Annotated in this window: 13 protein-coding genes; 9 read left to right on the top strand and 4 right to left on the bottom strand. The window is 72.0% G+C overall.

Annotated elements, in window-relative coordinates:
• The first annotated feature begins 171 nt into the window (after positions 1 to 171).
• The 8 genes from PSED_RS27660 to PSED_RS27625 all read left to right on the top strand — a co-directional run bounded on the left by PSED_RS27660 (position 172) and on the right by PSED_RS27625 (position 10,213).
• Positions 172 to 2,259 carry a hydantoinase/oxoprolinase family protein gene (locus PSED_RS27660; RefSeq protein WP_013677538.1) on the top strand — a complete coding sequence of 696 codons (2,088 nt, stop codon included), beginning with the start codon at positions 172 to 174 and terminating at the stop codon, positions 2,257 to 2,259.
• Entirely contained in the window at positions 2,256 to 4,214 is a 1,959-nt protein-coding gene (locus PSED_RS27655; RefSeq protein ID WP_013677537.1) for a hydantoinase B/oxoprolinase family protein, read from the top strand. Before PSED_RS27660 ends, PSED_RS27655 begins: the two co-directional genes overlap by 4 nt.
• 60 nt (positions 4,215 to 4,274) lie before the next feature.
• Positions 4,275 to 4,535, top strand: a complete 261-nt coding sequence (locus PSED_RS27650) for a hypothetical protein (RefSeq protein ID WP_013677536.1) — start codon at positions 4,275 to 4,277, stop codon at positions 4,533 to 4,535.
• 90 nt (positions 4,536 to 4,625) lie between these two features.
• Positions 4,626 to 5,453: an SDR family oxidoreductase gene (locus tag PSED_RS27645; protein WP_233899177.1), complete on the top strand. Its 828-nt coding sequence runs from the start codon at positions 4,626 to 4,628 to the stop codon at positions 5,451 to 5,453.
• Positions 5,454 to 5,512: 59 nt separating this feature from the next.
• A complete protein-coding gene (locus PSED_RS27640; RefSeq protein WP_013677534.1) occupies positions 5,513 to 6,691 on the top strand; it encodes a thiolase family protein in 1,179 nt (392 codons plus the stop codon).
• An 11-nt stretch (positions 6,692 to 6,702) separates the two neighbouring features.
• On the top strand, positions 6,703 to 8,250 hold the full coding sequence (locus PSED_RS27635; RefSeq protein ID WP_013677533.1) for an AMP-binding protein: 1,548 nt from the start codon (positions 6,703 to 6,705) through the stop codon (positions 8,248 to 8,250).
• Positions 8,247 to 9,029, top strand: a complete 783-nt coding sequence (locus PSED_RS27630; protein WP_013677532.1) for an SDR family NAD(P)-dependent oxidoreductase — start codon at positions 8,247 to 8,249, stop codon at positions 9,027 to 9,029. Before PSED_RS27635 ends, PSED_RS27630 begins: the two co-directional genes overlap by 4 nt.
• 17 nt (positions 9,030 to 9,046) lie before the next feature.
• On the top strand, positions 9,047 to 10,213 hold the full coding sequence (locus tag PSED_RS27625) for an acyl-CoA dehydrogenase family protein (RefSeq protein ID WP_013677531.1): 1,167 nt from the start codon (positions 9,047 to 9,049) through the stop codon (positions 10,211 to 10,213).
• A 210-nt stretch (positions 10,214 to 10,423) separates the two neighbouring features.
• On the opposite strand, the gene PSED_RS27620 is transcribed toward PSED_RS27625, so the two are convergent.
• Entirely contained in the window at positions 10,424 to 10,774 is a 351-nt protein-coding gene (locus tag PSED_RS27620) for a MerR family transcriptional regulator (RefSeq protein WP_013677530.1), read from the bottom strand.
• A gap of 677 nt (positions 10,775 to 11,451) precedes the next feature.
• On the bottom strand, positions 11,452 to 12,189 hold the full coding sequence (locus tag PSED_RS27615) for an SDR family oxidoreductase (protein WP_013677529.1): 738 nt from the start codon (positions 12,187 to 12,189) through the stop codon (positions 11,452 to 11,454).
• A 159-nt stretch (positions 12,190 to 12,348) separates the two neighbouring features.
• Between PSED_RS27615 and PSED_RS27610 the strand changes: the two genes are divergently transcribed.
• Positions 12,349 to 13,146: a TetR/AcrR family transcriptional regulator gene (locus PSED_RS27610; RefSeq protein WP_013677528.1), complete on the top strand. Its 798-nt coding sequence runs from the start codon at positions 12,349 to 12,351 to the stop codon at positions 13,144 to 13,146.
• Positions 13,147 to 13,204: 58 nt separating this feature from the next.
• Here PSED_RS27610 and PSED_RS27605 read toward each other — a convergent pair whose 3' ends face one another.
• On the bottom strand, positions 13,205 to 13,786 hold the full coding sequence (locus PSED_RS27605; protein ID WP_013677527.1) for a TetR/AcrR family transcriptional regulator: 582 nt from the start codon (positions 13,784 to 13,786) through the stop codon (positions 13,205 to 13,207).
• Positions 13,787 to 14,146: 360 nt separating this feature from the next.
• Positions 14,147 to 14,923 carry a putative protein N(5)-glutamine methyltransferase gene (locus PSED_RS27600; RefSeq protein WP_013677526.1) on the bottom strand — a complete coding sequence of 259 codons (777 nt, stop codon included), beginning with the start codon at positions 14,921 to 14,923 and terminating at the stop codon, positions 14,147 to 14,149.
• Positions 14,924 to 14,951 lie beyond the last annotated feature (28 nt).

Below are 14,951 nucleotides of genomic sequence, written 5' to 3'. Positions count from 1 at the left end.
GAACGTGATCGAAAGAAGTGCTGCCGGGGCGTCCGCGGAACACACCGCAACGCCACTGCATCCGCACTCGGCTCCACGGCCCGGCTCGGCTCGTCCGCAGGACGGCGACACCACGAACCGGGTCATGCGTCGAGCAACGTCGCTCGTCACAGCGAAGAGAGAGGAGTTCCGGTGGCGAATTCTGACGCCACGCTGCCGTGGTGGGTCGGGGTCGACGTCGGGGGAACCTTCACCGACGTCATCGCGATGCACCGCCATACCGGCGAAACGCGCGACCACAAGGTCCTCACCACCCGGGGGCGGCTGGAGGACGGCGTCCTCGCGGCGCTCACGGGGCTGGACATCCCGCTCGGCGAGATCGCCGAGATCGTGCACGGTCACACCGCCGGCATCAACGCGGTGCTGAGCCGCCAGGGTTCCTCGGTCGCGCTGCTGGCGACCGAGGGGCATCGGGACCTGCTCGACATCGGGCGGATGGACCGTGAGTTCGGCCCGAACTTCTACGATCCGACCTGGCTGCGCCCGCACCAGGAACGACCCGTCGCCCGGCGGCGGCACCGCTACGGCATCCGGGAACGGATCGGCTGGGACGGGGCCGAGGTCGTCGCGCTCGACGAGGACCAGGTCCGCGAGGTGGCGGGCCGGATCCGCGACGCCGGGATCGAATCGGTCGCCATCTGCTTCCTGAACTCCTACCTCAACCAGAGCCACGAGCAGCGGGCGGCGCGGATCCTGCGCGAGGAGCTCCCGGGGGTCTACATCCAGACCTCGGAGATCTATCCGGTCACCAAGGAGCACGAGCGCACGGTCACCGTCGCGCTGGACGCCTACGTCGGGCCCATCGTCACGACCTACCTCAACCGCCTGGAGGGTGCGCTCGCCGAGGCCGGCTTCGGCGGCACCCTGTGGATGATGACGATGAACGGCGGCGTCGGCTCGGTCGCCGAGACCTCGAAGGCACCCGTGTTCCAGCTGGTCTCGGGCCCGGTGGGCGGCGTCGCGGGCTCGGTCGACCTGGCCCGGGCAGCGGGTGACCGCAACCTGCTGACGATGGACATGGGCGGCACCAGCACCGACGTCGCGGCGATCCGCGACGCGACGACGCCGATGACCGACACGTGGGCCGTCGAGTTCGGGCTGACGATGACGATGCCGGTCGTCGACGTCGGGTCCGTCGGGTCCGGCGCGGGCAGCATCGTGCACATCGACTCGGTCGGGACGCTGCGCGTGGGCCCGGAGTCCGCCGGCTCGGTGCCCGGGCCGGCCTGCTATGGCCGCGACGGGGAGCGACCCACTCTGACCGACGCGTGCGTCGTGCTCGGAATCCTGCAGCCCGACCTGTTCGCGGGCGGCGCGCTGACGCTGGACGTCGAGAAGGCCCGCGCCGCGCTGAAGACCGTCGCGGACCCGCTGGGGATGTCGGTGGAGGAGCTGGCCGACGGTGCCTACCGGCTCGCCTGCTCGGACGTCGCCGGGTCGATCCGCTCCATCTCCACCTATCGGGGGCTGGACCTCCGCGAGTTCGGGCTGCTGGCGTTCGGCTCCGCCGGTCCCATGATCGCCCACCAGGTCGCCCGCGAGCTCGGCGTCGACAAGGTCGTCGTCCCGCAGGCGCCGGGGGAGTTCTCGGCCTTCGGCCTGCTCACGAGCGATCTGCGGGTGTCGACGGCGCGGTCCCCGATGACGGTGCTGTCCACCGACGGCGGGACCGACTGGGAGGGGCTGTTCACCGAGCTCGAGGAGCAGGTCGCGTCGAGCCTCGGCACCCAGGGGGCGGCGAAGGAGGACATCGTCTTCGAGCGCGCGATCTTCGCCATGTACTCCGGCCAGACCTGGGACAACCGGCTCGACATCGGCCCGGGTGAGATCGACGACGTGCGCGTCAAGCAGCTGATCGGGCAGGTGCACGACTTCTACCAGCAGCGCTACGGCTTCAGCGCCGAGGAGCTCCCGATCATCGTGACGACCGTCGAGGTCACCGGGCGGGCCCCGCGGGGCACCCTGCCCCAGCACGTGTCGCACGCGGGGGAGGGCGACCCGGTGCTGCGTCGCGCGGCGGTCCGCCTCGACGGCGTGACCCACGAGAGCGCACCCGTCTACCGGCGGGAGCTGCTGCCGGTCGACGAGCGGGTGCCGGGCCCCGCCCTGATCGTGGAGGACTACGCCACGACGGTCGTGCACGCCGGCTCCACCGCAACACAGGACGCGGCCGGGATCCTCCGGATCGTCACCGACGGAAAGGACGGGCACAGCGCATGACCAGCACGATCGAGTCCGCCGGTGCGCGGAACGCGGCCGAGGGCGACGCGCAGCACCTGATCGACCTGGAGACCGTCCGCTACGGCCTCATCGAGGTCGCGCGCGACATGCACCAGGCGCTCATGCGGTCGGCGTTCTCGCCGATCGTCCGCGACATCAACGACTGCACCGCCGCGATCCACATGCGCACCGAGAACGGGTGGGAGATGGTCGCGAGCTGGGAGGGCTGCATGCAGCACGCCTTCACCTCCCAGCACATCTGCAACTTCACGATGGACGAGTGGGACGAGGAGCACCTCGACGACGGTGACGTCATCCTCGTCAACGACCCGTGGCGCGGCGCGATCCACTGCTCGGACATCAACATCCTGCGACCGGTGCGGATCAACGGGCGGGCCGAGTTCGTGCTGCACTCGACCTCGCACGTGGTCGACCTCGGCGGTCCCATCCCCGGTGGGTTCGCCAACGGCGTGCAGACCGCGTTCGAGGAGCAGCTGCGGTTCCCGCCCACGCTGCTCTACGCAAACGACCGTCCGGTCAAGGCCGCGTTCAACTACCTGCTCGAGAACGTGCGCGTCCCGGCGTCGGTGCTCGGCGACGTCCGGGCGCTCAACGGGTGCCTCGTGATCGGGGAGCGCCGGCTGCGCGAGCTCATCGGCAAGTACGACCACGAGCTGGTCCGCAAGGGCGCCATGTACGGCGTCGAGATGACCGAGGCGGCGATGCGCGCCGGTATCCGCGAGATCCCCGACGGGGACTACACCGCCGAGGACGTCATCGACGAGGATGGCGTCACCGACGAGTCGGTCCCGCTGGTGATGACCCTGAAGAAGCGCGGCGACTCCATCGAGGTCGACTACTCGGGGACGGGTCGGCAGCCGCTGGGCAACGTCGGCACCGCGTGGTGCGAGGCGACCCGCTGCATCGAGGGCATCAAGTTCATCGTCGACCCGACCTCGGCGGTCAACAGCGGCACGCTGCGGCCGATCGAGTCGATCCTGCCGCCCGGCAGCGCCGTCTGCTCGCTGCCGCCGACGTCGGTGTCCAACCACGTCGACATCGGCGGCCGGATCGTCAACCTCGTCGCCCAGGCGATGGGGAAGGCGCTGGGGGACAAGGCGATCGGCTGTGACTCCGGGACGCTGGGCATGCTCACCCTCGGCGGCGTCGACGACCGGCCGGGCCACGTCGGGAACCCGTGGGCGTCGTTCGCGCTCGCCGGCGGTGGCTGGGGGGCCACCTGGAAGGGCGACGGCCTGACGTTCTGCACCCTCGCGATCGGCAACTGCCGCACCTCGGTGCAGGAGCACGTCGAGCGGGAGTCGCCGCTGGTCGTGGTGCAGCACGAGATCATGCCCGACTCGGGCGGGGCGGGGCAGCACCGCGGCGGCAACGGCGCGGTCTACACGATCACCGCACTGTCCGAGACCGCGATCACCGTCACCGGTGACCGCACCCGGCTCGGCACGCCCGGTACCAAGGGCGGCGGCCGCGGCATGCCCTTCTACGGCTGGTTGATCCCGGATTTCGACGCGAAGGACCCGGCGAGCCTGGACGTGTTCGACCTCCGCGCGGCCGAGCCGCTGTTCGGGATGTTCGACGACCAGGGGATCCCGGCGCCCGACGGCGGGACCTTCGGTCTGGGCACGAAGTACGCCAGCGCCAAGGTGTCCGGCATCGTGCTGAAGCCGGGGCAGGCCATCCGCGTGATCATCGGTGGGGGCGGCGGCTGGGGCGACCCGCTCGCCCGTCCCGTGTCCGACGTGCTCGACGACGTGCTCGACGCGATGCACACCCGCCGGTACGCCGAGAAGGCCTACGGCGTGGTCTTCGCCGACGACACGACCATCGACGAACAGGCCACGCAGGCCCGTCGTGCCGAGCTCGCCGCCGCCCGCGACGCCGGGCGCTGGACGGTGCCGACGGCCTGCGCGCTGGACTGGAGGACGGCATGACCCGACCGATCGACCGGCGTGGTGTCACGCCGGCCCTCCCCGCCCAGGAAGGAGCCCGCCATGGGCGTTGAACGGATGCTCTTCGCGCGGCCGACCGAGGAACGCATCTCCGTCACCCGGGTGCCGGTCGACGCGACCTGCCCGGAGTGCGGATCCACCGCGGTGGCCCGTTATCCGGTGGCCAACTACATCGGCCCGCGCATGGTCACCAAGTGCCAGGACTGCTTCCACCACCTCGCCGTCGACGTCCCCGCCGACGACGACCACTGGCCGCCGTGGCGCCCGGCGACCTGGGGCTGGTCGGGCACCCGCGCCGGCTAGCCGGCCCGCCACCCGTGGGCGCTCCGGCCGGGTCATCCGGCCGGAGCGCTCCGTCCCGACCGATCTCACGCAGAAGGCGACCATGAGCACGTGTCATCCGACGAGCGGCACCACGGACGGTCCGCGGTGACGCCGCGACCGGCGGCGGTGGTCACCGGAGGGGCCGGCGACATCGGCCGTGAGGTGGTGCGTCTGCTGGCCGGCCACGGCCTGCACGTCGTCGTCGCCGACATCGACCGCGACCGCGCGCAGGCCACCGCCGAGGAGGTCGGCGGCACGTCGGTGCCCCTCGACGTCGGCGACCCGGACGCCTGGCGCGCCGTCGTCGACCATCTCACCGGCCGCGGCCTCCGGCTGGACGCCGCGGTGTTCAACGCCGGTGTGGCGCTCGGCGAGGCCGAAATCCTCGACCTGGACCTGACGTCCTATCGCCGGGCCTGGTCGGTCAACGTCGACGGCGCCGTGTTCGGGCTGCGCGCGCTCGTGCCGCTCCTGCAGTCCGCGGGCGGGCACGCCGTCGTCACCGCCTCGCTGGCAGGCCTCACCGCGGTCCCGTTCGACCCGGTGTACGCGATGACCAAGCACGCGATCATCGGGCTGGTCCGCGGGTACGCGCCCACGCTCGCCGCGAGGGGCGTCGGACTGCACGCCGTGTGCCCCGGGCTGGTCGACACGGCCATGCTCGGCGCCGCCCGTGAGGAGCTCGACCGCCTGGAGTTCCCGCTGGTGCGCGTCGCCGACGTCGCGGCGGCGCTCGTCGCGTGCGCGCTGGGCGACGATCCCGGCGAGGTCGTGGTCGTACAGCCCGGCCGCGCACCGTTGCCCTACCGGTTCCCGGGGGTGCCGGGGGGACGCACCGGCACGCCGATGCCGGAGCTTCCGTCACGGCTGCCGATCGGCACACACCGCAACGGCTGACCCCGCCCGCTCCCGTGTCCGCAACGCAGGGGCCCGCCGCCCCGGAAAGGCAGGACTGCATGAGCACCCCACGCGACGCCGTCATCGTCGACGTGCTGCGCACCCCCGTCGGCAAGGGCAAGAAGGGCGGTGCGCTCCACCACGTCCATCCGGTGGCGCTTCTCGCGGACGTGCTCGCCGCCCTGGTCGAACGCAACGGGCTCGATCCCGCCCTCGTCGACGACGTCATCGGCGGCTGCGTGACCAAGGCCGGCGAGCAGGCCGTCAACCCGACCCGGACCGCGGTCCTCGCGGCTGGGTTCCCGCTGTCGGTGCCGGCCACCACCGTCGACCGCCAGTGCGGGTCCAGCCAGCAGGCCGTGTCCTTAGCGGCGCACGCCATCCGGGCGGGCGCGGCCGACGTCGTCATCGCCTGCGGGGTCGAGTCGATGTCCCGGGTGCCGATGCACTCCGACGCGCAGGGCGCGGACCATCTCGGTGAGCGCATCGAGCGTCGCTTCCCGGGCGGGCTCGTGGGACAGGGCATCTCCGCGGAGCTGATCTGCGCGCGGTGGCAGCTCGGGCGCGAGGAGCTCGACGCCTACTCGGCCGAGTCCCACAGACGGTCCGCCGCGGCAGCCGAGACGTTCGCCACGGATCTCGTGACGGTGACCGACGCGCCGGACCTGACCGTCGACGAGACCATCCGGGCGACGACGACCGTCGACGGCCTGGCCGGGCTCCGGCCGTCGTTCCGCAGCGAGGCCATGGCCGAGCGGTTCCCCGAGATCGACTGGAGGATCACGCCCGGCAACTCCTCGCCGCTGACCGACGGCGCCGCGGGCGTGCTGATGATGAGCGCCGAGCGGGCGGAACAGCTCGGCCTCACGCCCAGGGCGCGGGTGCACGAGACCGCGGTGGTGGGCGACGACCCGATCGTGATGCTCATGGGGGTCGTGCCCGCGACGCGGAAGGTGCTCGAGCGGGCCGGCCTGACCGTCGACGACATCGACCTCTTCGAGGTGAACGAGGCGTTCGCCTCGGTCCCGCTGGCCTGGATGCAGGACATGAAGGTCGAGCACGACCGGCTCAACGTCCACGGCGGCGCCATCGCCCTCGGGCACCCGCTCGGCGCGAGCGGCGCCCGGATCCTGACCACCCTCGTCGGCGCGCTGGAGCAGCGCCGGGCCCGGTTCGGCCTGCAGACCATGTGCGAGTGGGGCGGGATGGCGAACGCGACGATCATCGAGCGGATCTGAGGACACCCGAGATGGACGCCTACACCCTGCGCGACCTCCTGACCAAGGCCGTCACCGACGCCGGCGCCGGCCCCGGCACGACGGCCCTGACCTTCGACGGCCGGGACATGACCTACGGCGAGCTGGACGCGCGTTCGACGGCGCTGGCCGCCGGACTGGCCGCGGCCGGCTTCCGCAAGGGCGACCGGGTCTCGGTGATCATGTACAACCGGCTCGAATGGGTCGAGCTGTTCTTCGCGCTGGCCAAGCTCGGCGGCGTGCTCGTCCCGGTCAACTACCTGCTGGCCCCGTCGGAGATGCAGTACATCGTCGAGGACTCCGACTCCCGCTGGATCGTGGTCGAGGACGCGCTCGCCCCGGCCGTCGCGCCGATCGCCGACCAGCTCACCGGTCGGACGATCGTCGAGGTGGGGGCGCCGACCGGCATCGGCACGGCCTACGAGGACCTGGTGGCCGAGCCCGGGACCGCCGCGGCCTTCGCCCTGCCAGACGTCCGTGCCGACGACCTGTTCCTGCTGCAGTACACCTCCGGCACCACGGGCTTCCCCAAGGGCGCCATGCACACCCACTCGACGGTGCTGTGGAACTCCTACCACCAGATCGTGGACTTCGACCTGCGTACCGACGACGTCTACTACGTCGTCCCGGCGCTGTGCTGGGCCGCCGGGTTCCACGACTGCGCCCTCGCGACGCTCTGGCGCGGTGGGCGCGTGGTGCTCGGGCGCAGCACCGGGTTCGACGCGGGCGCCTTCCTCGAGCAGGTCGAGAGGCACGGCGTCACCAAGGTGCTGCTGGTACCGACGGTGCTCAAGCGCGTGCTGGACCATCCCGGGTTCGACAGGTACGACACGTCGTCGCTGCGCATGGTGCTCTCGGGCGGGGAGCCGGTGCCGCCGTCGTCGCTGGAGGGCCTCAAGGCGAAGCTGCCCGCGTGTGACGTGCTGCAGGTCTACGGGATGAGCGAGTTCCCGACGCTGATGCTGCTCATGTCCGGCAAGGACGCCGCCGCGCGGCCCGGGTCGACGGGCAGGGCGTGCTCCGCCGCCGTCGTCAGGATCGTCGACGAGAACGACGTCGACGTCCCTCCGAACACGGTCGGCCAGATCATCTGCCGCTCGCCGGCGAGCATGATCGGGTACCACGACAAGCCGGAGGCGACCGCCGAGACCCTCGCCGACGGGTGGCTGCACACCGGCGACCTCGCCCGCTACGACGACGGCTTCGTCCACATGGCGGGCCGCGCCAAGGACATGATCATCACCGGTGGCCTCAACGTCTACCCGGCCGAGATCGAACGGGTGCTCGCCGCGCATCCCGACGTCGTCGAGGCCGCCGTCGTCGGCGAGCCCGACGAGAAGTGGGGTGAGGTCGGGGTCGCCCACGTCGTGCTCCGCGCCGACGCGCACCTCGACAGCGAGTCCGTCCGGGAGTACCTGAGGGGCACGCTGGCGGGTTTCAAGGTGCCGCGGCGCTACCGCCTCACGACGCAGCCGCTGCCGAGGACGACATCCGGGAAGGTGCAGAAGCACCGGCTGGAGAAGGTGGGACCGACCGCATGAGCCAGGACAGTCCCGACCGGACCGCCGCCGACCGGACCGCCGCCGAGCGGACCGCTGCCGATCGGACCTCGCTGGTCACGGGGGCGTCGCGGGGCATCGGGGCGGGCATCGCACGCCATCTCCTCGACCGGGGCGTCCGGGTCGCGGGCGCGTACCGATCGGGCCGCGACGGCGTCGAGAAGCTGGCGACCGCGCATCGGGACCGGGTCCTGCCGGTGCACCTCGACCTCGGCGACCCCGACAGCGCGGTCGACGCGGTCGAGCAGGTGCGCGCGACCTGGGGGCGGCTCGACTCCCTGGTGCTGAACGCGGCCGTGTGGGACGGCGGGCGGCTCACCCGGATGGATCCCGACGCGTGGTGGGCGGTCGTCGAGACCAATCTCCGCGGCACGGCCGCCGTCGTCCGCGCGGCGGTGCCGCTGCTCCAGGAGGGGAACGACGCCAGCATCGTGCTGGTCGGGTCCGTGGTCGGCCACGTGGGCTTCCCCGGCGACACCGCGTACGCGAGCACCAAGGCCGCCCTGGTCGGCTTCGCGCGCTCTCTGGCCAAGGAGCTGGCCGCGACGGGGGTGCGCGTCAACGTCCTGGCGCCGGGCTTCGTGGACACGGACATGACCGCGGCGGTCCCCGAAGGCTCCCGCGCCACGATCGCCGAGGCCACGCTGCTGGGCCGGTTCGGGACCGTGGACGAGATCGCGCGGGCCGCGGTCTTCCTGTCCGAGGACGCGACGTTCTGCACCGGCACCGTGCTGGCCGCCGACGGCGGCTGGTCCCTGTGAACCCGAGGAGGAGTCCCGTGAACGTTGGTCTGCCGGCCGACGAGTACGACAAGCTGCGCGAGTCGGTCTTCACCACGATCTGGAACGAGCTCGATCCCCTCGAGCACCAGATCGAGGACACCGAGTCGATCCCCTACGACGTCGTCCTGCCGGCGCTGCGGGCCTGCGGCGCGTTCGGTCTGATCATCCCCCGCGAGTACGGCGGCGCGGGGTTGTCGATCGCCCAGTACCTGCCGATCCTCGCCGAGTTCGCGAAGATCCAGGGCGGTATCCGCGCCATCGTGCACGTGCACAACTCCTTCGCGCACGCCCTCTCGGAGATCGGGAGCGAGGAGCAGAAGCAGGCGATCCTGCCCGGCGCCGCCGTCGGGGAGAAGTCGCTGGCGTTCGCGCTGACCGAGCCGGGCAACGGCACCGGGATGGACCTGTCGACCCGGGCCCGGCGCGACGGCGACGAGTACGTGCTCGACGGCCGTAAGTGGCTCATCACGAACTCCGACATCGCGTCGCACTTCCTGGTGCTCGCCAAGACCGCCGACCGGGAGGTCTCGGCGATCATCGTTCCGCGTGACGCCCCCGGCTTCACGATCGCGCCGCTGCCGGAGACGATGGGCTGCAAGGGCGCCGAGCACGGCGAGCTCACGTTCACCGACGTGCGCGTCCCCGCCGCGAACCTGGTCGGGGCGGAGGGCGAGGGGATCGCGCACCTCGAGCGCGCTCTCGAGATCAGCCGTGTCTTCATCGCGGCGTCGTCGCTGGGGACCGCGACCCGGGCCCTCGACCTGTCGCTGCGGTTCGCGAAGGAGCGGGTGACCTTCGGCCGGCCGATCGGCGAGCGGCAGGCGATCCAGCGCTATCTCGCCGAGATGGCGACCGACGTGTACGCGCTGCGCGGGATGCTCGCCGACGTCGCCGCCAAGTGGGACCGGGACCAGCGGGTGCCGGCCGAGTCGAGCCTGGTCAAGCAGTTCGGGCTCGAGGCGGTCGGCCGGGTCACCGACCGGGCGCTGCTCGTCCACGGCGGCATCGGCTACACCCGCAAGTACCCGATCGAGCGGCTCTACCGCGACGCGCGGCTGAACTGGTTGGAGGAGGGCCCCCCGACCGTCCAGTACCTGGTGGCGGCGCGCCAGCTGCTCGACGGCTTCACTTTCGACGACGCCTTCGACAGCGCGACCCGCTGACGGCGCCCGCCGGGCGGGCGAGTGGCTCCCGACCGGTCGGCCCGGTCGGGAGCCGGCCCCGCGGTGGACGACCACGTCGACGTCGCACTGCTCGGCGAGCACCGCTCAGCGGCGTGATCGGGATTCGCGGTGTCGGCGTCCGAGAGCGCCGTGGGGAGGACGACTCCCTCATCGGTGGCGGCCCGTGCTGTCGGAGGAGAATGCTCCGGATCAGGTCGGGTCAGGCGTGATGGGTTCACCTGTCCGGTCACGCCGGTGTAGCTCGGCGTTGATGCGCCGGGCTTCCTCGAGCTGGTCCTCGAGAATGACGATCCGGCAGGCCGCGTCCAGCCCCAGGCCTTCGTCGATCAAGGCCCGCACCCGCGCGGCCAGTCTCAGCTGATAGCGGGAGTAGCGGCGGTGTCCCCCGGCCGAGCGCTGTGGCACGAGCAGTTTCACCTCGTCGAGACTGCGCAGGAACCCTGCGGACGTCCCGAGCATTTCCGCGGCGCGGCCCATCGTGTAGGCGGGATAATGCTCGTCGTCGAGCCTGTCGGCCGCGGTTTCAGAATCTGGGGCCATCGCGCCTCCGTAGACGAGGGGCCCCGGTGCAGTCGCACCGGGGCCCCAGGATCAGCTGTTCAACACCATCAACCGGCATCAGATGCCGGTTCCTCGACCCGCAGAACTCGGAAACCGCTCGCGGGCACAGGACCGCTTATACCGATATCCACCTTCCATTCCGACAGGTCGCGATACCCGTCGTGTTCGCCAGGCGAACCCGCGGGTCTGACAGCGTGTGCCTCTCCTTCTCCTCAGTTTTTCCGACTTGCTGGTGTTGCTGACTTGCTGGTGTTGCTGACTTGCTGGTGTTGCTGACTTGCTGGTGTTGCTGACTTGCTGGTGTTGCTGACTTGCTGGTGTTGCTCCGCGAGTAGTTACGTCATCTCCCGCGCCTCTGGACCTCTCATCTCGACGGACGGAAGCCTACCCGCGGCCGGTCGAGAATGTCTACCTCAGCTGAGTGAGATTTTATGGGATCGAGGCGTCCAGGTGTCTCCTGCTCGACGCGCCGAGGGCGGCTATGGCGCTGGACGTCGCCGCCGGCGCCGGCGAGGGGTCGCTGCGGGTGTCGTCGTGTGCGAGCGGTCGGATCCGTTGGCCGGCCTCGCGCCGTGCGGTCGGCCGGCGGCGCAGCCGGTCGACACCGACGTGGCGAGGGGAGGGTGGCGGGCACGGACGAGGACCGCGCGACGAGATCAGGCGAGGCCGCCGTTGACGAACACGGTCTGCCCGTTCGTCCAGCGCGCGGGACCGGCCAGCTGGGCCACCGTCGAGGCGATGTCCTCGGGCCGCCCGAGCCGTTCGAGCGGGGTGGCGTTGGTCAGGGCGGCGACGGTCTGCTCGGTGTTGCTGTCGAAGAACAGCGGCGTTGCGGTCGGTCCGGGCGCGACGGTGTTGACCGTGACGTCACGACCACGCAGCTCACGGGCGAGGATGAGGGTGAGGCCCTCGACCGCCGCCTTGGTCGCCACGTAGGGCCCGTACTTCGGGAGCTGGGTCCGGGTCACCGACGTCGAGAAGTTGATGATCGCGCCGCCGTCGCGGACGTGGCGCGCGGCCAGCTGGGACACGACGAACGTGCCCCGCAGGTTGGTGCGGACGATCCGGTCGAACTGGTCGAGGTCGTAGTCGGCGATCGGCCCGAGGACCATGATGCCGGCGGTGTTGACGACGACGTCGATCCCGCCGAACGCCGACTCGACCGCGTCGAACGCGGCAGCCATGGCGTGCTCGTCGGCGACGTCGCCACCGACCGCGACGGCCCGCCCGCCGGCGGCGGTGATGGTCTCGACGAGGGTGTCCGCCTTGGTCTTGTTGCCCGCGTAGTGCACTGCGACGGCGAACCCGTCGTCGACGAGTGCGTGGACGACGGCTTCACCGATCCCGCCGGTGCCGCCGGTCACGAGTGCCACGCGCGGGGTGCCGTCCCTCATGGGTCTCACCTTTTCGTTTCCGGCCTCGCAGCTGCGAAGCGTCGATATCCTTCGATGGTATCAACGATACGGAACATCGTATCGTTGCCCCGTGTGATGCGTATCATTGATACGCCCCGGTGCGGGTCATCGGTCCGAGCGACGCGTAACGTCGATACGGTGACGGAAGCTCCCACCCTGCGCCTGCGGATGCTGCGAGCCGCCGAGCAGCAGCTGGCCGCGTCGGACGACAACGACGTCTCGACCCGCGCCGTCTGCGAGGCGGTCGGCGTCGGCCAGCCGGCGCTGTACCGGATCTTCGGCGACAAGGCGGGCCTGCTCGCCGCGCTCGTCGACCACGGCTTCGAGCGCTACGTCGAGCGCAAACGCGCGCTGGAGACGACCGAGGACCCGGTCGCCGACCTGCGGGCGGGATGGGACGACCACATCGCCTTCGCGCTCGAGAACCCGGCCGTCTACCGGCTCATGTTCTCGCCGACGCTCACGCGGCGACCGGAGGCGCCGGAGACGATCTTCGGGCTGCTGTCCGCGACGCTCGAACGCTGTGCCCGCGCCGGTGTCCTGCGGCTGCCGGCGCCGCTCGCGGCGCAGCGCATCCTGTCCGCCAACGTCGGGGTGGCGCTCGCGGTCCTGGTCCGTCCCGACCTGTACTCCGACCCGCAGCTGTCCACGAGCGTGCGCGACGCCGTCTTCGCCGCGTGCCTCGACGAGCCGGGTAGCCCCGACGAGCCGGCCGGCCTCGACGAGCCGGGCAGTCCCGGCGAGCAGGGCCGCCTCGACGGGCAGGGCCGTTTCCGCGAGCAGGGGCGCTCGGGGCCCGAGACGGCCGGCGCCGACATCGGCCCGGTCGCGATCCGGCTCGCGGCCCAGCTGCGCGCCGAGCCGTCGTCGCCGCTCGGCGACGAGGAGCAGCAGCTCCTGCTCAAGTGGCTCGACCTGCTCGGCGCCGGCGCCTGACGGGCACGGGCGGCGGCTCGCCCCGGCCCGTCCCGCTCGTACCGGGGCGCTCCGACCGTCAGCTGTGGATGCCGTCGATGAGCGCGTCGAGGAAGAGATCGGCCAGCTCCTCGGGCGTCAGCTCGCCGTCGGGGGTGAACCACAGGTAGGTGTAGTTGAGCATCCCGAGGATGCCCTTGACGAGCAGCCGGGGCGTCGGGCGCAGCGTCCCCTCGCGCACGCCGCGGTCGAGCGCCTGGCGCCAGTAGCCCTCGTAGCGTTCCCGGGCGGCGATGACCTCGTCGCGGCGCTCGCCGGTGAGCGCGTTGTACTCGCGGAAGAACACCGCCCACTCCGCGCGATGGTCGGCGATGTTGCGCAGGAGGCCGCGGGCCATCTCACGCAGCACCTCGCGGGGCTCGAGGCCGCGGTCGAGCACCTCCTCGGCGTAGCGGTTCATCTTGTCGACCTGGTCCTTGCTGATCGCGTAGAGGACCGCTTCCTTGCTGCCGATGTACCGGTACAGGGCGCCGCGGCCGAGCTCGACGGCGCGGCCCAGCTCGGCCATGCCGGTCCCGTGGTAGCCGTTGCGCGCGAACAGCTCCGCCGCCGCGGCGATGACCCGCTCCCGGTTGACCTCGTAGTAGGTCGTGCCCGTCATCGTCCGATACCGTCCGTCCCACCCGCGGTCGCCCAGGTCGGCGACAGGCTACCGGCGCGTTCTCCGGCCGCAGCGGCCGCAACGGTCGGCCGCGGGAACCGGGGTCCGTCGCCGCGCACCGGCCGGGCCGGGTGGCCCGGACGACGGCCGGCCACGGGCTGTCGGGGGCGGTGGTCGGGTCGCGTCGGCGCCGTCGAACGCGCGCACGTCGATCCTCGGTCGGGTGCCACGCCCCGAGTGTATCGATCGGTCCACTCCGCGGCAGCCCCTCGCTGTGTGACAGCCCGACGCTCCCGGCTCAGGGCGCCGGACCGATCGATCCAGCAGGCGTGGGCCACGTCGCCACCGATGCGGCCCCGGTCAACCCCGACGGCCGTCGAGCACGCCTCGCACCGCGGTGGCGCCGATCTCGTCGTCGGACTCGACGCTCGCGGCAAAACCGTTGCGGGCGAACACGTCCCGCAGGACGGGCGCCTGCTCGTCGCTGGTCTCGACGAGCAGTACGCCGCCCGCGACCAGCCACTGCGGTGCGCCGGCGACGACCCGGCGCGCGATGTCGAGACCGTCGCCGCCGCCGTCGAGGGCGACCATCGGCTCGTGCAACCGGGCCTCCGGCGGCATCAGCGCGACCGCGGCGGTCGGCACGTAGGGCGCGTTGGCGACGACGACGTCCACGCGTCCGCGCAGGTCGGGAGGCAGCGCCGCGTAGAGGTCGCCCTGGTGCACCGTCGCGGGGGGCAGGTTGCGCCGGGCGCAGGCCACCGCCGCGGGATCGACGTCGGCCGCGTGCACCTGCGCGGCGCCCGACTCGACCCGCACCGCCAGCGCGACGGCACCGGCCCCGCAGCACATGTCGACGACCGTCGCACCGTCGCGGGTCGCCGCTACCGCGAGCCCCGCGAGGAACGACGTGCGCTGCCGCGGCACGAAGACCCCGGGCGCGACGACCACGCGCAGTCCGCGGAAGCCGGCCCAGCCGACGATCTGCTCGAGCGGGTCGCCCGCGGCGCGCCGCGCGACCATCGCCGCCAGCGCGTCCGGCGAGGGCGCCTCGGCCAGCAGCACCGCGGCCTCGTCCTCGGCGAACACACAGCCTGCCGCGCGCAGGACCGCGACGATGTCGGGCGCGTCGGGCACATCGCGGACGCTACAGCGGCCGGCCGGC

The organism is Pseudonocardia benzenivorans CB1190 (assembly GCF_000196675.2).
GTDB classification, from domain to species: domain Bacteria; phylum Actinomycetota; class Actinomycetes; order Mycobacteriales; family Pseudonocardiaceae; genus Pseudonocardia; species Pseudonocardia benzenivorans.
The sequence above is the reverse complement of the archived record's forward strand: the minus strand, read 5'-3'. Positions and strand labels throughout refer to the sequence as shown.

Bases quoted from the DNA above. Each gene is read 5' to 3' on its own strand.
- PSED_RS27655 (WP_013677537.1), top strand. From the start codon at position 2,256: ATGACCAGCACGATCGAGTCCGCCGGTGCGCGGAACGCGGCCGAGGGC.
- PSED_RS27650 (WP_013677536.1), top strand. From the start codon at position 4,275: ATGGGCGTTGAACGGATGCTCTTCGCGCGGCCGACCGAGGAACGCATC.
- PSED_RS27640 (WP_013677534.1), top strand. From the start codon at position 5,513: ATGAGCACCCCACGCGACGCCGTCATCGTCGACGTGCTGCGCACCCCC.
- PSED_RS27635 (WP_013677533.1), top strand. From the start codon at position 6,703: ATGGACGCCTACACCCTGCGCGACCTCCTGACCAAGGCCGTCACCGAC.
- PSED_RS27630 (WP_013677532.1), top strand. From the start codon at position 8,247: ATGAGCCAGGACAGTCCCGACCGGACCGCCGCCGACCGGACCGCCGCC.
- PSED_RS27620 (WP_013677530.1), bottom strand. From the start codon at position 10,774: ATGGCCCCAGATTCTGAAACCGCGGCCGACAGGCTCGACGACGAGCAT.
- PSED_RS27615 (WP_013677529.1), bottom strand. From the start codon at position 12,189: ATGAGGGACGGCACCCCGCGCGTGGCACTCGTGACCGGCGGCACCGGC.
- PSED_RS27605 (WP_013677527.1), bottom strand. From the start codon at position 13,786: ATGACGGGCACGACCTACTACGAGGTCAACCGGGAGCGGGTCATCGCC.